The following is a 22091-nucleotide window of genomic DNA, read 5'->3' on the forward strand; positions in this document are numbered from 1 at the left end:
TTTACCGGGCCGCGCCGAGCATTGCGGCGAACTGCTGCGCCGACCATTCCTTGCGGTCTGATACCTGGCCGTCGCCCACTTCCACCAGGCGCAACACACCGTCGGCCCGCAGCACCACATCCACTGAGAAAAACCGGCTGTCGATCAGTGCCGCGCACTCGTGCACCAGGGCCGGCACTTCAGCGCTGGCGCCGTAGGCCTGGCCGTTGAGGACGAAATAGCGGCGCTCGGTGTCCTCCAGGTACTCCTCGCGGCGCCTGACGCAGATACCGCCCTCGACCTGACCGCGGTACTGGCGCATGCGCTCGATCAGCGGCGCAATGTCCTCGGCGCAGTCCACCAGGCTGCCGCTGCCGGTGTTCAGCGACTTGACGTAATCCTTGATGAAGTACCCCGGCCAGTCGAGGTCGGCCAGGGCCTGGGTGAAGTCGGCGTCGGCGTCCAGCACCCGGGTTTCGCAGGTGTAGCGGGCCAGTTGCGGATACCACTGCGGCAGGTGGTGGCAGTGCTGGTAGGCGGCGACGCTGGTGAAGGCGACGGCGCCCAGCTGCTGCAACTGTTCGACCAGCGAGCCGTAGCCTTCGGGCGTCAGCATCCAGCCGCGATAGAGCACCGGGGTTGCCGGCGCAATGGCTGGCCGTGGCCGGAAACGGCCGCTTTCGAAGTCTTCGAAGCAAAACAGCGAGGCACTCAGCCCGGCGGCCAGCACGGCTTGATATTCGTCGAGGTACTGCTCGTCCGGGCGTTTCGGATCGAACGGGTCGCTGGGGTAGAGAAGGTGCATGGCGGATCCTGGAAGTGAGCGTTCTGCGGGGCTCAAGAAGCGTCGATGGAGCCCATTGGGCCGGCCGATGATAACCGGGTTTTTGCGGCAGATCCGACCGATTCGGGCGCGTTTTACATCCCTGCACGTTTGTTCACAGAAAATCACCGGTGCGCCACAGATTGCAACGCAGGCGCTGGGGATACTGGCGCCTGCTCTGCCGGAGCACCCGGGACCGACGCGATTGAAGGATGAACGACATGCGCGCACTGCTGACCTGCTTGCTGATCTCGACCCTGGGGGCCTTGCCCCTGGCCCATGCCGGCGCGCCCCCGGCGTTCCACAAGGTGTTCGAGGATATTGCGGCCGACCAGCCCGGTTGCGCCGCCGGGGTGATGCGCGGCGGCAAGCTGATCTGGAGCGCGGGCTATGGCGTCGGCAACCTGGCGACCGGCGCGGCGATCCAGGCCGACACGCTGTTCAACCTGGCCTCGGTGTCCAAGCAGTTCACCGCCTTCGCGATCCTCCAGCTGGAGGCCCAGGGGCGCCTCAGCCTGGATGACCCGATCCGGCGTTTTCTGCCCGAACTGCCGGCCTATGCCCAGGGCATCAGGATCCGCCATCTGCTGCACCACACTTCAGGGTTGCAGGACTACATGCTGCTGGCCGAGCTGGCGGGGATCCCCCTGACCCAGCGCTTCACCCAGCAACAGGCGTTGGACCTGCTGGCGCGCCAGGACAGCCTGATGTTCCCGCCCGGCAGCGAGTTCAGCTACAGCAACAGCGGTTACCTGCTGCTGTCGAGCATCGTCGAGCGGGTCAGCGGCCAGCCGCTGAAGCACTACGCGCGGGCGAACATCTTCCTGCCCCTGGGCATGGAACGCTCCAGCATCGTCGACCAGTACCCGGTGCAGTTGCCGAACCTGGCGCAGGGGCATGAACTGGACGAGCAGGGCAAGGCCCTGGTGGCGGTGGATGCGCGCTGGGAACAGACCGGCGACGGCCAGGTGCACAGCAACGTGGCGGACCTCATGCGGTGGCTGCGCAACCTGTCCACCGGGCGGGTCGCAGGCCAGGCATTGGTGAAGCAGATGCGGCAGACCGCGCCCTTCAACGACGGCGACCCGGGCTACTACGGCATGGGCCTGGCCAACCGCAGCTACCGCGGCCTGCAGGAGCTGTCCCACAGCGGCAGCTGGGCCGGTTTCAGCACCGACGTGGCCTGGTATCCCACGCTGGATGTCGCCACGGCGGTCTTGTGCAACCTGGAGGACGGCCAGGCGTCGGAGCGTGCTCATCAGTTGCTGGACACCTTGCTGGGCGAGCCCGGCGCTCCCGCGCCAGGCGACATTCCCGCGCCGCCGCCCAGCATCAGGGCGGTGCCCAAGGCTGCCCTGGAAACCCTGGTGGCCGGCACCTACCTGGATGCATCGGGTCATCAGTTCCAGCTGCAACGCAGCGGCCAGGGCTGGGCCCTGGAGAGCTTCCCTGATGTCCTGCCGCTGCGCCGGCACCGTGACCAGCTGCTGGCGGCGGACAACGACGGCACGCCGATCTACCTGGTGGCGGCCGGGCCAGGGCGGATCGTGGCCAACAACCCGGCTTCGAGCTATGCCCTGGCCCCGGCCTGGAAGCCCGCGGACATCCGCCCCTACGTCGGCCTCTATGCCCTGAAAACCAGCCCCGGGCAGCTCAAGGTCTATGCCCGGCAAGGTAAGCTCTACGTGCGTATCGGCCCGCACACCTACCCGATGCAGCCACTGACCGCGGAGCGCTTCAGCGCCGGGGAACTGGGGGTGCTCAGCTTTGCCGAGCAAGGGGCGGTGCTGACCAGCAGCCTGGCGCGCAATCTGCGCTTCGGCAAAGTCCGACAGGAGTAGCGCCACGTCTGGCGTGGCGGCCCCGCAAGTGCTTGCCGCATTGATTAAAGTGGCGCAGGTCCTGGAGCGTACAACAGGCCTCTTAATCTTGAGTCGAACTCATCAGGCTGGGCATTTTGCGATGTGGCCGCAGTCTCGGAAAAAGGCTGCAGCAACTTCGGCAGCCGGCTCAGGCCGGGGGCGCGACGTCCTCGCCGGCCACCGGGCCTGGCTCCGCGGTGGTCGCAGCGGTGTGGGTGGTGCCAATGAACAGGTACATGGCCGGCACCATGAACAGGGTCAGCAGGGTGCCGATGGACAGCCCGGCGAAGATCACCAGGCCCATGTCGTGGCGCCCCGCAGCACCGGCACCGGAAGCCCAGACCAGCGGCACCACCCCCAGGACCATGGCCGCGGTGGTCATCAGGATCGGTCGCAGGCGCACCGCGGCGGCTTCTTCGATGGCCTCGCGCTTGCTGTACCCGGCCAGCTGCAACTGGTTGGCGAACTGCACGATGAGGATCCCGTGCTTGGTGATCAGCCCCAGCAGGGTCACCAGCCCGACCTGGGTGTAGACGTTGATCGAGGCGAAACCCATGGTGATGAAGGCCAGGGCGCCGAACAGCGCCGGCGGCACCGAGAACAGGATCACCACCGGGTCGCGGTAGCTTTCGAACTGGAACGCCAGGGCCAGGTAGACGATCAGGATCGAGAACAGCAGCAGGCCGACAAAGCCGCCGGATTCCTGGATGAACTGCCGCGACTCGCCGGCGTAGTCGCTGGAATAACCGGACGGCGCCACCTGTTGCAGGATGCCCTTGAGCCGGGCCAGCAGTTCGCCCTGGGACACGCCGCTGACCCCGGCCAGGGTGGCTGAGTTGAGTTGCTGGAAGTGGTTGATCGACTCCGGTTCGGTGGAGGTCTCGATGTGCGCCACGGTGCGCGCGGCAATCATCGCCCCCGACGGGGTGCGGATGTAGTAGTCGAGGATCTGCTCGGGGTTCAGCCGGTTCACCTGCAACACCTGGGGGATCACCCGGTAGGAGCGCCCGGCGGTGGAGAAGTAGTTCACGTAGTTACCGCCCAGCGCGGCCGACAGCGCGGCGCCGACGTCGGCCTGGGTCATGCCCAGGGCGGCGATCTTTTCCCGGTCCACCACCAGTTTGGCCTGGGGCTTGTCGAGCTTGAGGTCGAGGTCGGAAAACCAGAACAGTTGCTGCTTGGTGGCTTCAGCCAACACCGCCTGGGCCACTTCGTTGAGGTTTTCCACCGATTCGGTGGTGCTGATCACGAACTGCACCGGCAGGCCCTGGGCGCCGGGCAGCGAGGGCAGGGGGAACGCGGCGATGGTCGCGCCGGGCACCTGGTTCCATTTCTGTTGCAGGTCGAGGATCAGCTGCGCCTGGGTCCGGCTGCGGTCTTCCCAGGACTTGAGCAGCACCCCGCCCAGCCCCTGGTTCAGCGAGGGCAGCCCGGTGAGCTGGAACATCTGCAGGTACTCGGGTTCCTTGTTGGCGATCTGGAACGCCTGGTCGGCAATCCATTCCATCTGCTGTGGCGAGGCGGTGGGCGCGCCCTTGATCTGCATGAACACCAGGCCCTGATCCTCGGTGGGCGACAGTTCGCTCTTGGCGGTCATGCCGCTGGCGGCCACCAGCAGGAACAGCAGGAAGCCGAAGGTCACCAGCACCGGCCAGCTGTCCAGACCGGCTGCCAGTACCCGGTGGTAGCGCCCCCGCAACCAGTCGAAATAGCGGTCCAGGCGCTTGGCGAAGCGGCCTTCCTCCTGGCCGTCCTTGAACAGCCGCGAGGTCATCATCGGCGACAGCGTCAGGGCGATCACCGCCGACACCGTCACCGCGCCGGCCAGGGAAAAGCAGAACTCCTTGAACAGCGCCCCGGTCAGGCCGCTGCGCAAGCCGATGGGCACGTAGGCGGCGATCAGCACCACGGTCATGGCGATGATCGGGCCGCCCAGTTCGCGGGCCCCCAGCAGCGCCGCCTCCAGCACGCCACGGCCTTCCTCCTTGATGTGCCGGTCGACGTTTTCCACCACGATGATCGCGTCGTCCACCACCAGGCCGATGGCCAGCACCAACGCCAGCAGGGTCAGCAGGTTGATCGAATAGCCCAGCAGGTACATGACGAAAAACGTGCCCACCAGCGACAACGGGATTGCCACCAGGGGCACGATCACCGCGCGGAACGAGCCGAGGAACAGGTAGATCACCACCGAGACGATGATCATGGCTTCCACCAGGGTCTTCACCACCTCGAAGATCGAGGTGTTGATGAAGGCCGTGGAGTCGTAGACGATTTCGCCGCGGACCCCGGCGGGCAGCTGCGATGCCAGTTCGGGGAAGGCTTTGCGCACGTTGTCGGCGACGTTGAGGATGTTCGCGCTGGGCGCCGCCTTGATGCCGATGAACACCGAGCGCTTGCCGGAAAAGGCCACGCTGCTGTCGTAGTTCTCCGCCCCCAGGGTGATGTTGCCCAGGTCTTCCAGGTACACCAGGGCGTCGCCGTTGTGCTTGACCACCAAACGCTTGAATTCGTCCACCGTGTGCAGGTCGGTGCCGGCGGTGAGGTCCACGGTGATCATCTGGCCCTTGGTCGAACCCACGGCGGACAGGTAGTTGTTGCTGGTCAGCGCGGTGGCCACGTCCTGGGCGGTGACGTTGTGCGCGGCCAGTTTGTCCGGGTCGAGCCAGGCGCGCAGGGCGAATTGGCGGCCGCCGAGGATTTCCGCGGTCTGCACGCCTTCCAGGGAGTCGAGCTTGGGCTTGACCACCCGCACCAGGTAGTCGGTGATGTGGTTGGTGGCCAGGGTGTCGCTGTAGAAACCCAGGTACATGGCGTCGGTGGTCTGGCCCACCGCCACCGTCAGCACCGGCTCCTGGGACTGGGCCGGCAACTGGTTCTTCACCGAGTTGACCTGGGTGTTGATCTCGGTCAGCGCCTTGCTCGAGTCGTAGTTCAGGCGCAGGGTCGCGGTGATGGTGGAGAGCCCGGTGATGCTGGTGGACGACAGGTAGTCGATGCCCTGGGCCTGGGCGATGGCTGCCTCCAGCGGCTGGGTGATGAAGCCGGCGACGGTGGCGGCATCGGCGCCGTAGTAATAGGTGCTGATGGTGACCACGGTGTTTTCGGTGCGCGGCCACTGGTTCACCGGCAGCTCGAAGATCGAGCGCAGGCCGAGGATCAGGATGAACAGCGAGACCACCACGGCCCAGACCGGGCGCTTGATAAAGGTATCGGTGAAGTTCATGGCGGGCCCTAGCGCTCTTGCGGCGTCGGCGAAGGATCGTTCAACGGCGCGTGGCTGTCGTCGATTTTTACCGGCGAGCCGTTCTTCAGTTTCATCTGGCCACTGGTGATCACCAGGTCGCCTTCCTTGACCCCGGACAGCACCGCCACCTGGTCGCCACGCTTGGGGCCGGTCTCGATGAAGGTCTGTTGCGCGCTGAGCACGGCCTCGCCCTGGTCGTTGTTTTTCTGGACGGCGATGAACACCGTGGTGCCGTAGGGGTTATAGGTGACCGAGGTCTGGGGCAGGGTCAGGTAGCGCTGGGTGCCGCCGGAGGCCACCACGGCGCGGGCGAACATGCCGGGCACCAGGCTGCGCTTGGGGTTGTCGATGGTGGCCTCCACCGTGACGTTGCGCGTGGCGGGGTCGAACTGGGTGTCGATGGAGCTGACCCGGCCCGTGAACGTCTGCTTGGGCAGGCCGTCGGCGCTGACCGTGACGCTTTGGCCAAGGGCGACCTGCTGTACCTGGGCCTGGGGCACGTTGAAGTCGATGTAGATCGGGTCGAAGGTCTGCAGGTTGGCGATCTTGTCCCCCGGGTTGAGGTACTGCCCGGGGTTGACCGCGGTGAGGCCGATGCGCCCGGCAAAGGGCGCGCGGATGCTCTTTTTCGCCACCAGCGCGCGCTGCTGTTCGGCGGCGGCCAGCTTGGCCTTGAGGTCGGCCTCGTCGGCTTCGACCTGGGCCTGGGACACCGCGTTGACCTTCAGTTGCGCGCGGTCGCGCTTGAGCACCGTGCCGGCCAGGGCCGCGGTGGCCTCCAGGGCGTGCAGCTGGGCGATGTCGGAATCGGCATTGAGCTGCACCAGCAGATCGCCCGCCGCCACCTCCTGGCCGGGCTTGAAGCCGAGGCTGCGCACGATGCCGCCGACCTCGGTGGTGACATCCACCCCGCGCACGGTTTTCATCGAACCGACGGCGGAAACGTTGGGCTGCCATTCCTCGTACTGCGCCTTGATCGCGGTGACCACGGCGGCTGGCAGGGGCACCTTGGCCTGGGCGATCAGCTTGGAGATCTGCGCGAACTTGACCCCGCCGATCACCGCGACGATCAGCAGCACCACGCCGAGCATGATCAGCATCGGCCGCAGCAGCCGGCGCTTGCGCGGCGCCTGGGGGGCGGCGCCAGGGTGCGCAGGGGAGGGGCTGGAGTTGACGTCGGCCATGGTGGGTCTCACTTAAGGCAAGGGGGCAGGTCGAGTGGCTGGCGCGGCAGTTGCGGGCACCGGCGGCCGGTCGGCTTGAGCGTGTTCACGGTGATGGGGCGCGGGTGGCGGATACATTTCCTGGAGCGACGGCCAGCCGAAACGATCAGGGCTGCCGAGGCTCGCGGGGGCGACGTCGTGGCGCTGCCACCAGCCGCCACCGAGGGCCTGGAACAGCGCCGTGGTGTCGCTGTAGCGCGTGGCCTGGGCCCGCACCCGGCTGACGATTGCATTCTGGTAGCTCTGCTGCGCGGTCAGCAGGTTCAGGTAGCCCACCGCGCCCAGGCGGTACTGGGCCTGGGCCAGTTCCAGGCTCTGGCGCGCGGCGGTTTCGGCGGCCACTTGCTGTTGCAGGGCCTCGGCATCGGCCTGCAGCGCGCGCAGGGCATTGGCCACATCCTGGAACGCGGCGATCACCGTGCCGCGATAGCGCGCCGCGGCCTGGTCATAGGCGGCCACGGCGGCGCGCTTGCGATGTTCCAGGGCGCCGGCATCGAACAGCGGCTGGGCGATGGAGCCGGCCAGGCTCCAGACCCCGGTGCCGGAAGAGAACAGCTTGCTGCCCGCCAGCGCCGAGGAACCCAGGGACCCGGTGATGCTGAACTGCGGCAACTGGTTGGCGATGGCCACGCCGATATCGGCGCTGGCCTGATGCAACTGGGCTTCGGCTGCGCGCACGTCGGGCCGTTGCTCGACAATCGCCGAAGGCAGGCTCAGGGGCAGTTCCTCGGGCAGGTGCAGGGCGGCCAGCTGGAAGTGTTCGCCACGGTCCTGGCTGGGGAAACGGCCCAGGTAGGCCTGCAACTGGTTGCGGGTCTGCGCCAGCTGCTTGTGCAAGGGCGGCAGCGTGGCGCGGGTCTGGGCCAGGGTGGCTTGCTGGGTCAGCACGTCGCTGTCGCCGATGGCGCCCAGTTGGCGCTGCGCCTGCAACAGGTCGAGCTGGTCGCCTTGCAGGCGGATCACGGTTTCGGTGGCGGCGATCTGGTCGCGGATCGAAGCCAGGCTGATGGCGGTGTTCACCAGGTTGGCGGTCAGGGTCAGGTAGGTTGCCTCCAGCTGGTAGCGCTGATAGTCGGCCGCGGCGCCGCTGGCCTCGATCTGCCGGCGAGTGCCGCCGAACACGTCGGGGGCGTAGGACACGCTCAGCGACGCCGAATTGACCGTGAAGATCTGCGCCGAGGAACCGCCCGCCGCGCCGGCGGAGCCCAGGGCGCTGGCGGCGGACAGCTTCTGGCGGGTTTTCGAGGCCGAAGCGCTGAGCGAGGGAAACAGCGACGCCTGTTCGGCGTACAGCAGTTCATTGGCCTGGCGCAGCGCGGCTTGGGCGGCGCCGATGTCCGGGTTGGCCTGCAGCGCTTCCTGCACCAGGGCATTGAGTGGCGGCGAGCGGAACAGCGTCCACCACTGCCCGGGAATGTCCATGCCGCTGACCAGCCGCTGCGCCGCGCCGCCGTCGGCGATCCCAGCCGCGGCGGTGCTCGGCGGCAGTGGCGTGGCGCTGTAGCCGGCGTCCTGGCTCAGTTCCGGGCGGCTGAAATCCGGCCCCACGGCGCAGCCGGCCAGGACGCTGGCGCAGGCCAGGCTCAAGGGCAGCAGGGCGGATGGCAAGCGCGAGGTGTGGCTCATGAAGGCTTCCTGGCGTAGGCGGTGGCGTACAGGTTTGGCCCCGTCAGGCCATTCATCAGCAACGCCAGCGTGTGCTTGCGTACCTGATCGCGGGTCAGGCTGAGCGTGGGGTTGACCTCATGCCAGATACGCGCGGTGGCTTGGGGCAGCATCACCTGGGCGAGCATCGAGATGAACAGCAGGTGTGGATCGATGCGCGGGTTGATTTCGCCCAGGGCCTGGGCATCGATGACCTTCTGCCGGAAGGCCCGGGTGCGCTGCGGGGGAATATGGCGGAACACCCGTTCGCGCAGCAGGCCGCCGACCTGGATGATCTCGCGCAGCCACAGCGCCGGCAGCCAGGGCGCCTTGTCGATGACGTCGAACATCCGCGTCAGCAGGCCCTGGATCAGTTCCAGGGCGTTTTCGCGGCCCAGGTCGGCCGGCTCCCAGATGGCCTGCAACAGCGGCAGCAAGCGTTCCTCGACCACGGCGTCGTAGAGCGATTCACGGGTGTCGAACCAGTAATGCACCATGGCCGAGGTGACGGTTCCAGCCTTGGCGATCTGCGCCACGGTGGTGTTGGCGATGCCGCGATCGGCGAACAGCAGGATCGCCGCGTCCAGCAGGCGTTCGCGGCCACTGCCATCATCCTTGCGGGGGCGTCGGCCAGCGCTGGGGAGCGGTGCCGACGGCGGCTGCTTGTTCATATTCTCTCTGGCCGAGCAATCGATGGTTCGTTGCAACAGGACAATGCAGAGCGGCGCAACAGCGGGATAAGCGCCCCTCGCGCCTGGGGCGGCGCGAGGTGTGATGAACGTTAATTGATGAGTTAGTTAACCGCCAATAGAGGAAATCTTGTGCGCACCGGCGATCGGTGTCCTGCGGCTATGTGTCCCGCCGACAGCCCCAGGCCAGGGCCTTCGCCCCGCTGGTGGCCTACCAGTGATCGAACAGTTGCTTGACCTGGGTCGCCTGGTTGCAGCGCAGCAGGGCCTGGCGAAAGCGCGGGTTGCCGAACAACCGGGCGGTGTCCGCGAGCAGGTCGAGGTGCTGCTGGTCGGCGGGGGCGGGCACCAGCAGCACGAGGATATCGCTGACCGGCTGCTGGTCGGGCGCGGCGAAGGCCATGGCGGCCTGCGGTCGCAGGTACAACGCGTGGATGCGATCGAGTTCGGCGAGTCGTGCATGGGGCACCGCCACCCCCTCGCCGATCGCGGTGCTGGCGGCCTGTTCCCGGCGCCACAGGCTGGCCGTGACTCCGTCCGCCGGCAGTTGCCGGGTCTCTTGCAGATGCTGGCCGACCTGTTCGAACAGGCGCTGTTTGCTTGAGACGTTGACGGCCAGGAGGATGTCTTCGACCTGCAGGTAGCGCGCGACTTTGCTCATGGGGTTCTCCGGGAGTTTCGAGGCTGGCTTGCAGGCTATTGAAGCGCATCTGTCGGGCCGGCGGATGCACGGGCGAGCAGTCTTTACGAACTCTTTAGATCGCCGGCCTAGCGCGCAGCCCAGGCGTTGAAGCGTTCCTCCAGTTCTTGCCCATGCTCGATCCAGAAGTCGCTGTCGACTTTCAGCGCCAGGGCCAGGTTCTGTGGCGCGGTGGGGAAGTTGCGCTGGGTCTCGGGCGCGATCAGCGCCAGCGTCTGCTTGTGGGTCGGGCCGTTGTGCATGATTTCGGCGAACTGTTTCTGCTGCGCCGGCTGGCTGGCGAAAGCGATGAACTGCAACGCCGCCGGCACATTCGGGCTGCCCTTGACGATGCCCCAACTGTCCATGTCGTAGAGGTTGCCGTCCCACACCAGCGGGAAGTCATAGCCGGCCTGTTGGGCACTGACGGCGCGGGCGGTGTAGACCGAGGTCATGGCGACGTCCCCGGCTGCCAGCCACTGCAAGGGCTGGGCCCCCGATTCCCACCACTGGATCTGTTGCTTGATCTGCTCCAGCTTGCGAAACGCACGGTCCACGCCATCGGCCTCACGCAGCACGGTGTACACCTGATCGCGGGGGACGCCATCGGCCATCAGGGCGATCTCCAGGGTCAGCTTGGCGCCTTTGTGCAGGGCCCGCTTGCCGGGAAAGGTCTTCAGGTCCCACAGGTCGGCCCAGCCGGTCGGCGCCTTGGCCACGGCCTTGGGGTTGTAGGCCAGGGCGGTGGACCAGATGAAGATGCCCACCCCGCATTCGCTCAGGGCACCCTCGATAAAGTCGTTCTGAGCCACGTCGGGCATGGCCGGCAGCCGCTCGAACAAGCCCTCGTCGCAACCGCGCTGGATGTCGGCATGGTCGACTTCGACCACGTCCCAGCCGACGCTCCCGGTCTCGACCATGGCCTTGATCATGCCGATCTCGCCGTTGTACTCGCCGGCGCGGATCGTCATCGAATGCTGCTGCTCGAAGGGGCGGTAGAACGCCTGCTGCTGGGCTTGCTTGTTCAGCCCGCCGACGGAGACAACGGTCAGGGTTTCGGCCTGGGCCGCGTGGCAGAGCAGCGCCAGGGTCAGGGGCGGGGTCAGGATCAGGGCACCGAGGGTGGTTTTCAGCATGGCTGGTCTTCCTTCTTGTTGTTGTTTTAAAGATCGCGAGCACCATCCTAGCGAGCACGGCTGGCGCCCATGAGGAATAAAAGGCGCGCCCGGCGGGAGGGTTTTTCTCACGGCGTTGCACAGGCATCGCCTCGGCGCCGGCAGGCTGGGTAAGATCCAGACCTTGGCGCAACCCGTTACCGGAACCGGGAGCTGTGCCCGGACCCTCGTCGGTGTGTGCCTAGGAGCCCAGCCATGAACAACTTCACTGACTATCGCCTGCCTTCCCTGGATGCCTTGCTGGCCTTCCAGGCGGGCGCGCAGTTGCAGAGTTTCGAGCGCGCGGCCGATGCCCTGTCGCTCACCGGCAGCGCCTTGCGCAAGCGCATTGCAGGCCTGGAGCAACTGCTGGGCGTGGCGTTGTTCGAGCGCCAGGGCGGCACCCTGGTGCTGACGGTGCAGGGGCAGGTCTACCTGGAGCAGATCAGCCCGATCCTCGCGCAGTTGCGGGCGATCCCCGGGCACCAGCGGCCCGTGCAGCGCAAGCAGCACCTGACGGTCAGTTGCCCGCCGACCTTCGCCCGTCAGGTGCTCATCCCGCGGTTGCAGGAGCACAGCCTGGCCTACCCGGACGTCGACATGCAGATCCAGCTGAGCGCGCCGATGGGCAGTGTCGATGGCAGTGCTTGCGACGTGCTGATCAGTGGCGACAGCGCCGAGGTCGCGCCGGGTCAGCGGCTGCTCGACGAACAATTGCAGCCCATGGCCGCACCGGCCTTGCTGGCGCGTTTCCCGGGCCTGGACCCCGTGCGGGATTTCGCCCGCTTGCCCTTGTTGCGTTCTCCCCTGGAGCCCTGGCGGCCCTGGTTCATGCAGGCCGGCCTGGAGCTTGTCGAGCCGCGCCAGGGCCCGGCCCTGCTGGACCTGGGCATGATGCTTGAGGCGGCGGCCAAGGCTCAGGGCGTGGTCCTGGCGCGCCCCTCGCTGGCACAGGCGTGGCTGGCCGATGGGCAGTTGGTGGCTATTGGCGAGGTGCGCAGCGAGCCCTCCTTTCACTACCAGCTGCGGGTTCGCCAGCCATCCCCGGCGGCAGAAGCCTTCAGCCGCTGGGTGACCCGGGTCTGTCATGAAACCGTGCTTGAGGCGCAGGCACGCTTGCAGCATTCGCTGTAGGAAAGTTACGCCCGACAAGCGCGAAATCTTTTCCCGGTCATACCGCGGGCGGGTCGTTAATCTCCCGCTGAACCTCAATCGGGAGCGGGCCAATGCCCATCATCACCTGTATCGAAGACCTGCGTGCAATGGCCCAGCGGCGTGTGCCGCGGATGTTCTATGACTATGTCGATGGCGGTTCCTGGACCGAGAGCACCTACCAGGCCAACCAGGCCGACTTCAGCGCGATCAAGCTGCGCCAGCGGGTCGCGCGCAACATCGAGCGGCGCTCGCTCAGCACCCGGCGACTGGGCATCGACATGGCCATGCCGCTGGCCATCGCGCCCACCGGCCTGGCCGGAATGATCCACGCCGACGGCGAGATCCTTGCCGCCCGCGCCGCCACCGCCGCCGGCATTCGCTACACCCTGTCGACGGTGAGCATTTGCTCCCTGGAGGACATCGCCCAAGCCATTGCCGCGCCTTTCTGGTTCCAGCTCTACGTGATGCGCGACCGAAAGTTCGTTGCCCGCCTGATCGACCGGGCCAAGGCCGCCGGTTGTGATGCCCTGGTTCTGACCCTTGATCTGCAGTTGAGCGGCCAGCGCCACAAGGACCTGAAAAACGGCCTCAGCATTCCACCGCGGCTGACCCCCTCCAGCCTGTTGAACATCCTCGGCAAGCCACGCTGGATCAAAGGGATGCTGGGCACGCGCCGGCACCACTTCGGCAACATCATGGGGCACGTCAAAGGCGTTGATGACATGCAGCAGCTGGCGGAGTGGACTTACCAGCAGTTCGACCCGCGCCTGAGCTGGGACGACATTCAATGGATCAAGGAACGCTGGGGCGGCACGCTGATCCTCAAGGGCATCCTGGATGTCGAGGACGCGCGCCTGGCGTTGGCCAGCGGCGCCGATGCGCTGATCGTCAGCAACCATGGCGGCCGTCAGCTGGACGGCGCGCCTTCCAGCATCAGCATGCTGCCGGCGATCGTCGAGGCGGTCGGCGAGCGGATCGAAGTCTGGCTCGACAGCGGCATCCGCAGCGGGCAGGACGTGATCAAGTCCCTGGCGTTGGGAGCCCGGGGGTGCATGCTCGGGCGGGCGCATCTGTATGGCCTGGGCGCAATGGGCGAGGCCGGGGTGGCCAAGGCCCTGGAGATCATCGCCAGGGAAATGGACCTGACCCTGGCGCTGTGCGGGCACACCGATGTGCAGCACCTGGACCACGGCATTCTGTTGCCGGGCAGTTACCCGCTGGCCTAGGGAGCGCTACGCGCGGGTGGATGACGCCCTGAAACCGTGCCAGCCGCTGTCGCGCGATGATGGCGGGGGCTGGCATTCAGTTGAAGCGTGCCGGCCGGCAGGCCGCCAGTTCGGCGCAGGGCTGCCCTTGCAGCAGCTCCTGGCTGATCAGGCGACCGACCGTGGGCGCCAGGGTCACCCCGGCATGCATCACCGCCAGGTACAGGCCCTGATGCGAGGTGCAGGGGCCTATGACCGGCAACTGGTCGCAGGGCATCGGGCGCTGGCCGACTTCGACGCTGCGCAAGGTGATGTACTCGGCCCCGCGGAACAGCTGGCGAATGTGCGCCATGGCCTGTTGCGCGATGGCCTGGGGGCCTTGCGCGCCGTGCTCGGCGATGTAGTCCTCGGCCAGCAGCAGGCTGCCGTCCGCCGCTTCGCGGATTTCCAGCTGGCTGTTGGAGATCAGGGTCTTGACCAGGCCCGGCGGCGCATCGACGCGAATCAGGATCGACGGCGAAGCCTGCACCGGCAGCGGGATACCCAGGGGCGCGAGCAGGGCCGGGGTGCCACAGCCGCTGGCGAGCAGCACCAGGTCGGCGCGATAGAGCCCGGCGGCGGTTACCACGCCAAGCACGCGCTGGCCCTCGACCCGCAGGCCCAGTGCCGGGGTCTGGTCGAACACCTGGGCGCCATGGGCACAGGCCGCGTCGAGCAGGGTCCGGGTCGCCGCCACCGGGTCCAGGCTGCCTTCGCCGGGTGCGTAGCGGGCACGCTCCGGCAGCACTTGCAGGTGCGGTTCCAGCTGGGCGACCCGGGCCCGGTCGAGCCACTGGGTCGAGGCCTCGGCGGTCGGCTCATCGGCACTTGCCGCTTGCAGGTCGGCTGCGCTGTAGGTCAATGCTCCGGACCAGTGGATCTGCAAGGCCGGCAGTTCATGCTGCAGGCGGCGGTAATCGGCCAGTGCCTGGGCGCGCAAGGCGCGCGCGGCCGCCGGGAACTCACCGTGGGGGTTGATCCAGGCAAAGGAATGGCGGGTGACCCCGGCGCCGGGGCTGGCCTGTTCCAGCACGGTCACCTGCACACCCTGGCGGGCCAGATGGTAGGCAATGGAGGCGCCGACGATCCCGGCGCCCAGCACAATCACGCTTGAAGGTTTCACGCTCACCTCGTCATCCAGTCCATGCGGCGTCTTGCCGGGCGACCTTAACCGGGGGCGATGGGGCCAGCAATTTGGCGAGTGTTATGAAATTGCAAACGCTGTGGGCCGCCACCGCAGAAACGGCAGCGGCCATTGCGGCTATTGCAGCTTCAGCGCCAGCTCTGCGGCCTGGGGCAGCGGGTTGCGCATCAGCCGGCCGACCACCAGGGCGCCGAGCAAGGCGAGCATCCCGGCCACCGTCAGCACCAGCCCGAAACCGCCGACAAAGGCCTGCAGGGCCAGGGGCTCGACCAGGGCCCTGGCGCTGTGCGGCAAGCCGGCCATTGCCCCCTGCATGTCTCCGGCCACCACCCGCGAGGCAATCTCCGGGGCTTGCTCCACCCAGCTTCCCGCCACGCGTTGCAGGCTGCCCTGCAACAGCAGTTGGGTATGGCTGGCCAGCAGCGCGCCGAACACCCCGATGGCCAGCATGATGGCGCTGAAACGCATGGTGGTGCTCATGCCCGAGGCCATGCCGGTGCGTTCCCGGGGCACGCAGGCCATGATGTTTTTCTGCGTGTCGCCATTGAGCAGCCCGGCCCCGGCCCCGGTCACGGCGATCGCCAGGGCGAAGCCCAGGTAGCCTCCGGCATGCACCGCCCAGGCGCTGAGCAGGTTGCCGCAGCCCACCAGGGTCAGGCCGGCGGCCATCAGCGTGGCCGGGGCGTAGCGCCCGGCCAGGCGCGCGCCGATCCGTGGGCAGATGAGCATGGTCAGGGCAAAGGGCAGCATGCCCAGGCCCGAGGCAATGGCCGAGAAGCCCAGGCCGTTCTGCAGGTAGAAAGGCAGCAGGGTCATCATCACCTGGGCGCAGCCGGCGTAGGCGAACATGCCCAGCAGGGCACCGATGAAGCGCGGGTGGCGGAACAGTTGCAGGTCCACCATGGGCCGGCGTTGCAGTCGCTCGATCAGCACGAACAGGCCCAGCAGGGCCAGGCCTGCGAGCAGCCGCGTGGTGGTGGCCGGGTGGCTCCAGCCGATGCGGTTGGCTTCGATCAGGCCCCAGATCAGGCACAGCAGGCTGGCGCTGAAGGCCAGGCTGCCCCAGGGGTCGAGGCGCGCCGCCTGGGTGTCGCGGGATTCCGGCACGTTGCGCAGCACGCACCACAACAGCAGCGCCCCCACCGGCAGGTTGAAGTAGAAGATCCAGCGCCAGCCGCAGTACTCGGTGATCAGCCCACCGACCGTGGGCGCGGCGGTCATCGCCATGCCCATGCACGCACCCCAGAAGGCCCAGGCCTTGGCTCGCTCCACTTCGTCATGAAAGGTATGGCCGATGGAGGCCAGGGCCGAGGTCAGCAGCAGCGCCGCGCCCACGCCTTTGAGCGCCCGGGCGATGTCCAGCAGCAGGGCGTTGGGCGCCGCGCCACAGCCCAGGGAGGCGAGGATGAACAGGCCCAGGCCACAGAGCAGGGTGCGCTTGCGGCCGAAGCGGTCGGCCAGGCTGCCGGCGGGCAGCAGCAGGGCGGCGAAGGCCAGCATGTAGGCGCTGACCACCCACTCGATATCGGCGAAGTTGGCCCCCAGGTCGCGGGCGATGCTCGGCAGGGCCACGGCGACGATGTTGGTGTCGAGGACGATCAGCGAACAGACCCCGGACGCGGTCAGCAGGGTCAGGCGCGGGTTGACCGAGCGGCTCATGGCGCGGTCCGCCGGCTGAGCGTGGCCAGGGCGGCCAGGGCAATTTCATCGTCGTGGGCCGGGGTGTCGGCGCTGACCCCGATGGCGCCGATCACCTGGCCGTCGACGATGATCGGCTGCGCGCCCTTCATCATCACCAGGCCGGCGCTGAGGGCCGCCGGGCGTGCGCCATTGATGGCGTTTTCCAGGTCGGCGGACGGGCGCTTGAACAGCGCCGAGGTACGTGCCTTGCCCTGGGCCAGTTCGATCCCGGCCACCACCGGGGCATCGTCCATGCGTGCGCCGAGAATCGGCCAGCCGCCGTCATCGACGATCACCACGGCGCAGGGCCAGCCCTTGGCATGGGCGGTTTCCTGGGCGGCCCGGAGCAGACGTTGGGCGCTGTCGAGGGTAAGGATTGCCTTTTGGGCAATGGCGGGTTGGGTTTCCCCGGCTGTCGCGCTCTGTAGCACGGAACAGGTGATCATTGCCAGAAACAGGGGTTTGACGCGCATGGCAAAGGCTCTCTACTGTGAAGGTCGGTCCAGCTTATCGCGGCCTTTCGCGGTCTTTGTTAGCCGCTGGCGAGCAGTTCATTACCTTTGAGCTAATGCAGATTATGGAAATTCGTCACTTTCGCTACTTCCTGGCGGTGGCCCGGCAACGCAATTTCACCCGTGCCGCCGAGCAATTGGGGATCGCGCCGCCGACCCTCAGCCGGCAGATCCAGGACATGGAGAAAAGCCTCGGCACCCGGCTGTTTCTGCGCCAGCAGCGCGAGGTCAGCCTGACCGAGGCCGGCGCCACCTTGCTGCTGGAAGCCGAGGCCACGGTGCGCCAGTTCGAATTCGCCCAGCGCAATGCCCAGCGCGCCGGGCGTGGCGAGATCGGCCACATCGAACTGGGCTATGTGGCCTCGGCGGTGTATTCCGGCTTGTTGCAGAAACAGCTGCAGGGCTTTGGCCGCGACTGCCCGGATGTCAGCCTCAATGTGCGTGAATGCCCGATGGCGACGCTGCCGGCGCGGATTGCCGACGGCCGCCTGGACGTGGGTTATATCCGCTCACCCATGACCCTGCCGGAAGGGGTCGAGGCCATTCGCCTGGACGCCGAGGGCTTTGTCCTGGCGCTGCCCGAACAATCCTGGCTGTGCCGCCTGCCGCAGATCGCCTCCGAACACCTGCTCAATGAAACCTTCATCCTTCCGGAGCAGATCAGCGGCACCTTGCAGGTGGCGGCCCAGGGCGCCTATGCCCCTAAGCTGGGGCCTCAGCCTGGCGGCCTGGTGGCGGTGCTGGCCCTGGTGTCCCTGGGGCAGGGCGTGGCGGTGGTGCCGGAGTCGGTAGTGGGGCACGTCAGCCTGCCCCATGTGGTGTACCGGCCGATTGGCGGGAGTTCGGCAACGTCCTGGTTGTCGTTGATCCACCGGCGCTTCGAGCAGGCCCCGGCGGTGGTGCGCTATATCGAACAGGTCCGGCGCGAGTACCGCAGGAAAGCCTGACGCGGCATGTTCAAGCGCTGGCCCGGCCCGCATAATCCCCGGGCCATTTTTCTTCCTGGAGCTGCGTCCGCGATGATCGATCACCTTGACCACCTGGTACTGACCACCATCGACCCGCTTGCCGCCGAGGACTTCTACGTCCGCGTACTGGGCATGCAGCTGGACACTTTTGCCGGCGGCCGCAAGGCCTTCACGTACGGCAACCAGAAGATCAACCTGCATGTGCGCGGCCAGGAGTTCGAACCCAAGGCCCACCTGCCGGTGCCCGGAGCGCTGGACCTGTGCTTTATCGCCAGCGTGCCCCTGGAGCAGGTGATTGCCCACCTGCAACAGGTCAACTGGCCGATCATCGAAGGGCCAGTGCCGCGCACCGGTGCCACGGGGCCGATCCGCTCGGTGTACCTGCGGGACCCGGACCTGAACCTGATCGAGATTTCCGAGCGGCTGTAGCGGCCCGGGCCTGCTTCAGAGCCGCGGGCCGATGGAGTCGGCGAGGCGGGTCAGGATCAGGCAGCAGGACACCGCCCCCGCATCCAGCACCCCCAGGGAACGTTCGCCCAGGCGGCTGGCTCGGCCGATGCGCGCCACCAGGTCGCGGGTCGAGTCCCGGCCTTGGGAGGCCGCGCTCTTCATGCGTGCCAGGGCTTCCTGGAACGAGGCGCCAGACGCCTGCGCCGTTTCGAAGGCCACCACCGCCGGGATCAGCGTGTCCATCAGGCATTTGTCGCCGACCCCGGCTTCGGTGATGTCCTGCAAGGAGGTCAGGCCGCCCCGCAGCAGGCGGGCGAAGGCCGCGGCGTCGATCTGCCCGGCGCCGCGCACTTCGTTGGCCATGCCGATGAACAGGCTGCCGTACAGCGGCCCCATGGAGCCGCCGATGCCTTCCATCAGGCTCAAGGTCAACTCGTCCAGGGCTTCGGCCAGGCTCAGTTCGCGGCCTTCGAGGGCGCGTCCGCAGTGGGCGAAACCCTTGGCCATGTTGATACCGTGGTCGCCATCGCCAATGGCGCCGTCCACTTCGCTGAGGTATTCGCGGTTGGCGACGATCACCGTCACCAGGTCACGGACGATGGCGCTGCCATCGGCACTGGAAAAGTGCGGGTTCATGGCTCACTCCGTCTGGGTCATGCCGATGGAACGGCAAGGCTGATCGATCAGGTTGCGCAATTCGGCGTCCAGGCCCAGCAGGGTGAGGGTCACCCCCATCATCTCCAGCGAGGTGAAGTAGTTGCCGACGTAGCAGCGGTGGATGCCCAGGCCCCGTGCCTTGAGCAGGCGCTCGACCTCGGCGTAGAAGATGTACAGCTCCATCACCGGCGTTGCGCCGAGGCCGGAGACCAGCACCACCACGGACTCGTCGCCATGGAAGTCCCGGTCGGCGAGGATGGGCGCCAGCATGCGCTCGGCCATGGCCGCGGCGGACTCGATGGGGACGACCTCGATGCCCGGCTCGCCATGGTGGCCGATGCCCAGCTCCATTTGCCCTTCGGCGATCTGGAAGTTGGCCTTGCCCACCGCCGGAATGGTGCAGGGGGTGAGGCCGACGCCGATGGAGCGGCACTGGTCCACGGCCTTCTGCGCCACCCGGACCACCCCGTCCAGGTCGTAGCCCGTGGCCGCCGCCGCGCCACCGACTTTCCACATGAAGATTTCCCCGGCCACGCCCCGGCGCTTGTGGATGTCCGCCGGCGGTGCGGAAGCGACGTCATCGTTGGCCACCACGGTGCGTACCTGGAGGTCTTTGCTGGCAGCCATTTTCATCGCCAGTTTGACGTTCATGTTGTCGCCGGCGTAGTTGCCATAGAGGCAGGCGACCCCCGCGCCCCGGTCGGCGGCGCGAAAGGCGTCGAAGAAACTCTTTGCCGTGGGCGAGGAGAAGATCTCGCCCACGGCCACGGCGTCCACCAGCCCGGGGCCGACATAGCCGAGGAAGGCCGGTTCATGGCCGGAGCCGCCGCCGGTGACGATGCCCACCCGGCCTTGCGCCGAGGGCGTGCGTTTGGCGATGACCCTGGGATTGGTTTCGTATTGCAGCAGTTGCGGGTGAGCGGCAAGGAGGCCTTGCAGCATGTCCTCGACCACCTGGTCCGGGTCGTTGATCACTCGATTCATGACATGTTTCCTGTGTTCGTGTTCTGGGTCGATGCCAGGTCGCGGCACATCTGTGCAGGGGCCGGTCAAGGTTTGAGGACGACCTTCAGCGAACGATCGCCCCTTTCCATCACCGCGAAAGCTTCCTTGAAGTCCGCCAGTGCGAAGGTGTGGGTGACCACGTCACGCATGTCGATCTTGCGCTGGCCGATGAAGTCGATGGCCCGGGGGTACATGTAGGGGCCCAGGTGCGAGCCGAGCACGTCCAGCTCCTTGCGGTCGCCGATGATCGACCAGTCCACCGTGGCCTCGTCGTTGAACACGCTGAACTCGACGAAGCGCCCGAGCTTGCGCAGCATCGCCAGGCCCTGGTTGACCGCCTTGTGATGCCCGGTAGCTTCGATGTAGATGTCGCAGCCGTAACCCTCGGTGATGGCGCGGATCTTGGCCAGTACGTCCTCTTCAGCGGGGTTCCAGACTTCGTCGGCGCCCATGCGCAGGGCCAGTTCGGCGCGCTCGGGCTTCATGTCGAGGACGATCAGGCGCTTGGGGTTGCGCAGGCGTACCGCGCCGATGATGCCCAGGCCCAGGGTGCCGGCGCCGGCCACTACCACGGTGTCGTCGAAGCCGACGTCGGCGCGTTCGGCGGCGTGCAGGGAGCAGGCCAGAGGTTCGATGAGGATGGCTTCGTCCGGCGGGATGCTGTCCGGCACTTTGTGCACGATGCCTTCGCGGGTAAAGATCATGTACTGGGCCATGGCGCCCTGGACGTTGTTCTGAAAGCCGTACAGATCGTGTTTCTGGCACATCCAGTACTGGCCGTGGTTGCAGAAGCGGCAGCCCCAGCAGGGCACGATCTGTTCGGAGATCACCCGGTCGCCGACCTTGACGCCGCGCTTCTGCGCCCCCGGCCCCAGGGCCACCACCCGACAGACGAATTCGTGCCCGGGAATCATCGGCGGCTTGACGTAGCGCGGTTGCTCGGCGTCGCCCCAGAACGAGGGAGCGCCGCGGTAGGTCTTGATATCGCCCATGCAGATCCCGCACAACTCGACCTGGGTGAGAATTTCCTCGGGCCCGGGTGTCGGCACCGGGACGTGCTCCAGTCGATAGTCCTCCGGGCCGTAGCAGACCACGGCCTGCATGGTGGCTGGGATCGTGGGGGGCAACGCGTGTGCAGTGGCATTTTCGAGCAGGCTGGACATGGACGAGAACCTCGCTGCGATCAATGGAGTGTCCGTGGATTACTGAATGCTGTAGCCGCCGTCGATCATCACGTTTTCACCGGTGATCATCTTCGCCGCGTCGCTGAGCAGGTAGAGCACCAGCCCGGCAATTTCCTCGGGCTGGGCAAAGCGGCCCACGGGGATCTGCAATTTGGCCTGCTCCCCCCGTTCGCCGGCCCAGGCCTGCTTGCCCAGGGCGGTTTCGACGATGGTGGGGGACACGGCGTTGACGTTGATGCCATGGGGCGCCCATTCCATGGCGAGGACCTTGGTCATGCCCACCACCGCGGCCTTGCTCGCGCAATAGGCCACGTGCCGGTCGAGGCCGATCACCGCGGCCTGGGAGGCGAGGTTGACGATGCGCCCGTGGCCCTGTTCGAGCATGTGCCGGGCGCAGGCCTGGGCGGCGAAGAAACTGGCCTTCAGGTTGATGTCCAGGGTGGTGTCCCAGGTGCTTTCCCTGACCTCCATGGCTTTGTCCAGCAGGGCCACCCCGGCGCTGTTGACCAGGAAATCCAGGCGCCCGAAGTGTGTTGCCACCAGGTCCACCGCATCCTGCAGCTGATCCAGCTGGCGCAGGTCCAGGGCCAGCCCGAGATGGCCGCTGCCCAGGCCGGCGGCGACCTCGACCACCTGTGGGTCGCGGTCGAGCAGCGCGACCCTGGCGCCGCGCTCCACCAGCAGGCTGGCGCACGCCAGGCCGATACCGGCGGCGCCACCGGTGATCACCGCGCAGCGGCCGTTCAGGTCGAAGGCCTGATCCCAGAATCCGGACATGTCATGTCTCCTTGG

Annotated in this window: 19 protein-coding genes; 5 read left to right on the plus strand and 14 right to left on the minus strand. The window is 67.1% G+C overall.

What is annotated here, in order from left to right; genetic code table 11:
• Position 1 precedes the first annotated feature (1 nt).
• Positions 2 to 784 carry an ATP-grasp domain-containing protein gene (locus tag LXM55_RS25545; RefSeq protein ID WP_233322932.1) on the minus strand — a complete coding sequence of 261 codons (783 nt, stop codon included), beginning with the start codon at positions 782 to 784 and terminating at the stop codon, positions 2 to 4.
• A 239-nt stretch (positions 785 to 1023) separates the two neighbouring features.
• On the opposite strand from LXM55_RS25545, the gene LXM55_RS25550 reads away from it, so the two are divergent.
• Positions 1024 to 2643: a serine hydrolase domain-containing protein gene (locus LXM55_RS25550; RefSeq protein ID WP_233322933.1), complete on the plus strand. Its 1620-nt coding sequence runs from the start codon at positions 1024 to 1026 to the stop codon at positions 2641 to 2643.
• A 169-nt stretch (positions 2644 to 2812) separates the two neighbouring features.
• Here the strand turns inward: LXM55_RS25550 and LXM55_RS25555 are convergent, their stop codons facing one another.
• The 6 genes from LXM55_RS25555 to LXM55_RS25580 form a co-directional block, all read right to left on the minus strand.
• A complete protein-coding gene (locus LXM55_RS25555) occupies positions 2813 to 5890 on the minus strand; it encodes an efflux RND transporter permease subunit (RefSeq protein ID WP_233322934.1) in 3078 nt (1025 codons plus the stop codon).
• A gap of 8 nt (positions 5891 to 5898) precedes the next feature.
• On the minus strand, positions 5899 to 7095 hold the full coding sequence (locus tag LXM55_RS25560; RefSeq protein ID WP_442799785.1) for an efflux RND transporter periplasmic adaptor subunit: 1197 nt from the start codon (positions 7093 to 7095) through the stop codon (positions 5899 to 5901).
• Positions 7096 to 7107: 12 nt separating this feature from the next.
• Positions 7108 to 8760, minus strand: a complete 1653-nt coding sequence (locus tag LXM55_RS25565) for an efflux transporter outer membrane subunit (protein ID WP_233322935.1) — start codon at positions 8758 to 8760, stop codon at positions 7108 to 7110.
• Entirely contained in the window at positions 8757 to 9449 is a 693-nt protein-coding gene (locus LXM55_RS25570; RefSeq protein ID WP_233322936.1) for a TetR/AcrR family transcriptional regulator, read from the minus strand. The genes LXM55_RS25565 and LXM55_RS25570 overlap by 4 nt, the downstream gene beginning before the upstream one ends.
• A gap of 229 nt (positions 9450 to 9678) precedes the next feature.
• Complete coding sequence (locus tag LXM55_RS25575; RefSeq protein WP_233322937.1) at positions 9679 to 10128, minus strand: PTS sugar transporter subunit IIA; 450 nt, start codon at positions 10126 to 10128, stop codon at positions 9679 to 9681.
• A gap of 107 nt (positions 10129 to 10235) precedes the next feature.
• Positions 10236 to 11282 carry an ABC transporter substrate-binding protein gene (locus tag LXM55_RS25580; RefSeq protein WP_233322938.1) on the minus strand — a complete coding sequence of 349 codons (1047 nt, stop codon included), beginning with the start codon at positions 11280 to 11282 and terminating at the stop codon, positions 10236 to 10238.
• A 234-nt stretch (positions 11283 to 11516) separates the two neighbouring features.
• Here LXM55_RS25580 and LXM55_RS25585 point away from each other — a divergent pair, with 234 nt between their 5' ends.
• Positions 11517 to 12434 carry a LysR substrate-binding domain-containing protein gene (locus LXM55_RS25585; RefSeq protein ID WP_233322939.1) on the plus strand — a complete coding sequence of 306 codons (918 nt, stop codon included), beginning with the start codon at positions 11517 to 11519 and terminating at the stop codon, positions 12432 to 12434.
• Positions 12435 to 12526: 92 nt separating this feature from the next.
• Positions 12527 to 13681: an alpha-hydroxy acid oxidase gene (locus tag LXM55_RS25590; protein ID WP_233322940.1), complete on the plus strand. Its 1155-nt coding sequence runs from the start codon at positions 12527 to 12529 to the stop codon at positions 13679 to 13681.
• Positions 13682 to 13757: 76 nt separating this feature from the next.
• Here the strand turns inward: LXM55_RS25590 and LXM55_RS25595 are convergent, their stop codons facing one another.
• The 3 genes from LXM55_RS25595 to LXM55_RS25605 all read right to left on the minus strand — a co-directional run bounded on the left by LXM55_RS25595 (position 13758) and on the right by LXM55_RS25605 (position 16996).
• On the minus strand, positions 13758 to 14822 hold the full coding sequence (locus LXM55_RS25595; protein WP_233322941.1) for an NAD(P)/FAD-dependent oxidoreductase: 1065 nt from the start codon (positions 14820 to 14822) through the stop codon (positions 13758 to 13760).
• Between the two features lie 138 nt (positions 14823 to 14960).
• Positions 14961 to 16502 (minus strand): MFS transporter, encoded by a 1542-nt coding sequence (locus tag LXM55_RS25600; protein ID WP_233322942.1) that lies wholly within the window; start codon positions 16500 to 16502, stop codon positions 14961 to 14963.
• Positions 16499 to 16996: a GlcG/HbpS family heme-binding protein gene (locus LXM55_RS25605; protein WP_233322943.1), complete on the minus strand. Its 498-nt coding sequence runs from the start codon at positions 16994 to 16996 to the stop codon at positions 16499 to 16501. Before LXM55_RS25605 ends, LXM55_RS25600 begins: the two co-directional genes overlap by 4 nt.
• A 104-nt stretch (positions 16997 to 17100) precedes the next feature.
• Here LXM55_RS25605 and LXM55_RS25610 point away from each other — a divergent pair, with 104 nt between their 5' ends.
• Positions 17101 to 17982: a LysR family transcriptional regulator gene (locus tag LXM55_RS25610; RefSeq protein WP_233322944.1), complete on the plus strand. Its 882-nt coding sequence runs from the start codon at positions 17101 to 17103 to the stop codon at positions 17980 to 17982.
• Between the two features lie 72 nt (positions 17983 to 18054).
• Positions 18055 to 18432: a VOC family protein gene (locus LXM55_RS25615; RefSeq protein WP_233322945.1), complete on the plus strand. Its 378-nt coding sequence runs from the start codon at positions 18055 to 18057 to the stop codon at positions 18430 to 18432.
• Positions 18433 to 18447: 15 nt separating this feature from the next.
• On the opposite strand, the gene dhaL is transcribed toward LXM55_RS25615, so the two are convergent.
• The 4 genes from dhaL to LXM55_RS25635 all read right to left on the minus strand — a co-directional run bounded on the left by dhaL (position 18448) and on the right by LXM55_RS25635 (position 22076).
• Positions 18448 to 19089, minus strand: a complete 642-nt coding sequence (dhaL, locus tag LXM55_RS25620) for a dihydroxyacetone kinase subunit DhaL (protein ID WP_233322946.1) — start codon at positions 19087 to 19089, stop codon at positions 18448 to 18450.
• A 3-nt stretch (positions 19090 to 19092) separates the two neighbouring features.
• Positions 19093 to 20094, minus strand: a complete 1002-nt coding sequence (locus tag LXM55_RS25625) for a dihydroxyacetone kinase subunit DhaK (protein ID WP_233322947.1) — start codon at positions 20092 to 20094, stop codon at positions 19093 to 19095.
• Between the two features lie 65 nt (positions 20095 to 20159).
• Positions 20160 to 21278, minus strand: a complete 1119-nt coding sequence (locus LXM55_RS25630; RefSeq protein ID WP_233322948.1) for an MDR/zinc-dependent alcohol dehydrogenase-like family protein — start codon at positions 21276 to 21278, stop codon at positions 20160 to 20162.
• Between the two features lie 39 nt (positions 21279 to 21317).
• Complete coding sequence (locus LXM55_RS25635; protein WP_233322949.1) at positions 21318 to 22076, minus strand: SDR family oxidoreductase; 759 nt, start codon at positions 22074 to 22076, stop codon at positions 21318 to 21320.
• Positions 22077 to 22091: the final 15 nt, after the last annotated feature.

It is taken from the genome of Pseudomonas sp. Au-Pse12 (assembly GCF_021341665.1).
Classification (GTDB): Bacteria; Pseudomonadota; Gammaproteobacteria; order Pseudomonadales; family Pseudomonadaceae; genus Aquipseudomonas.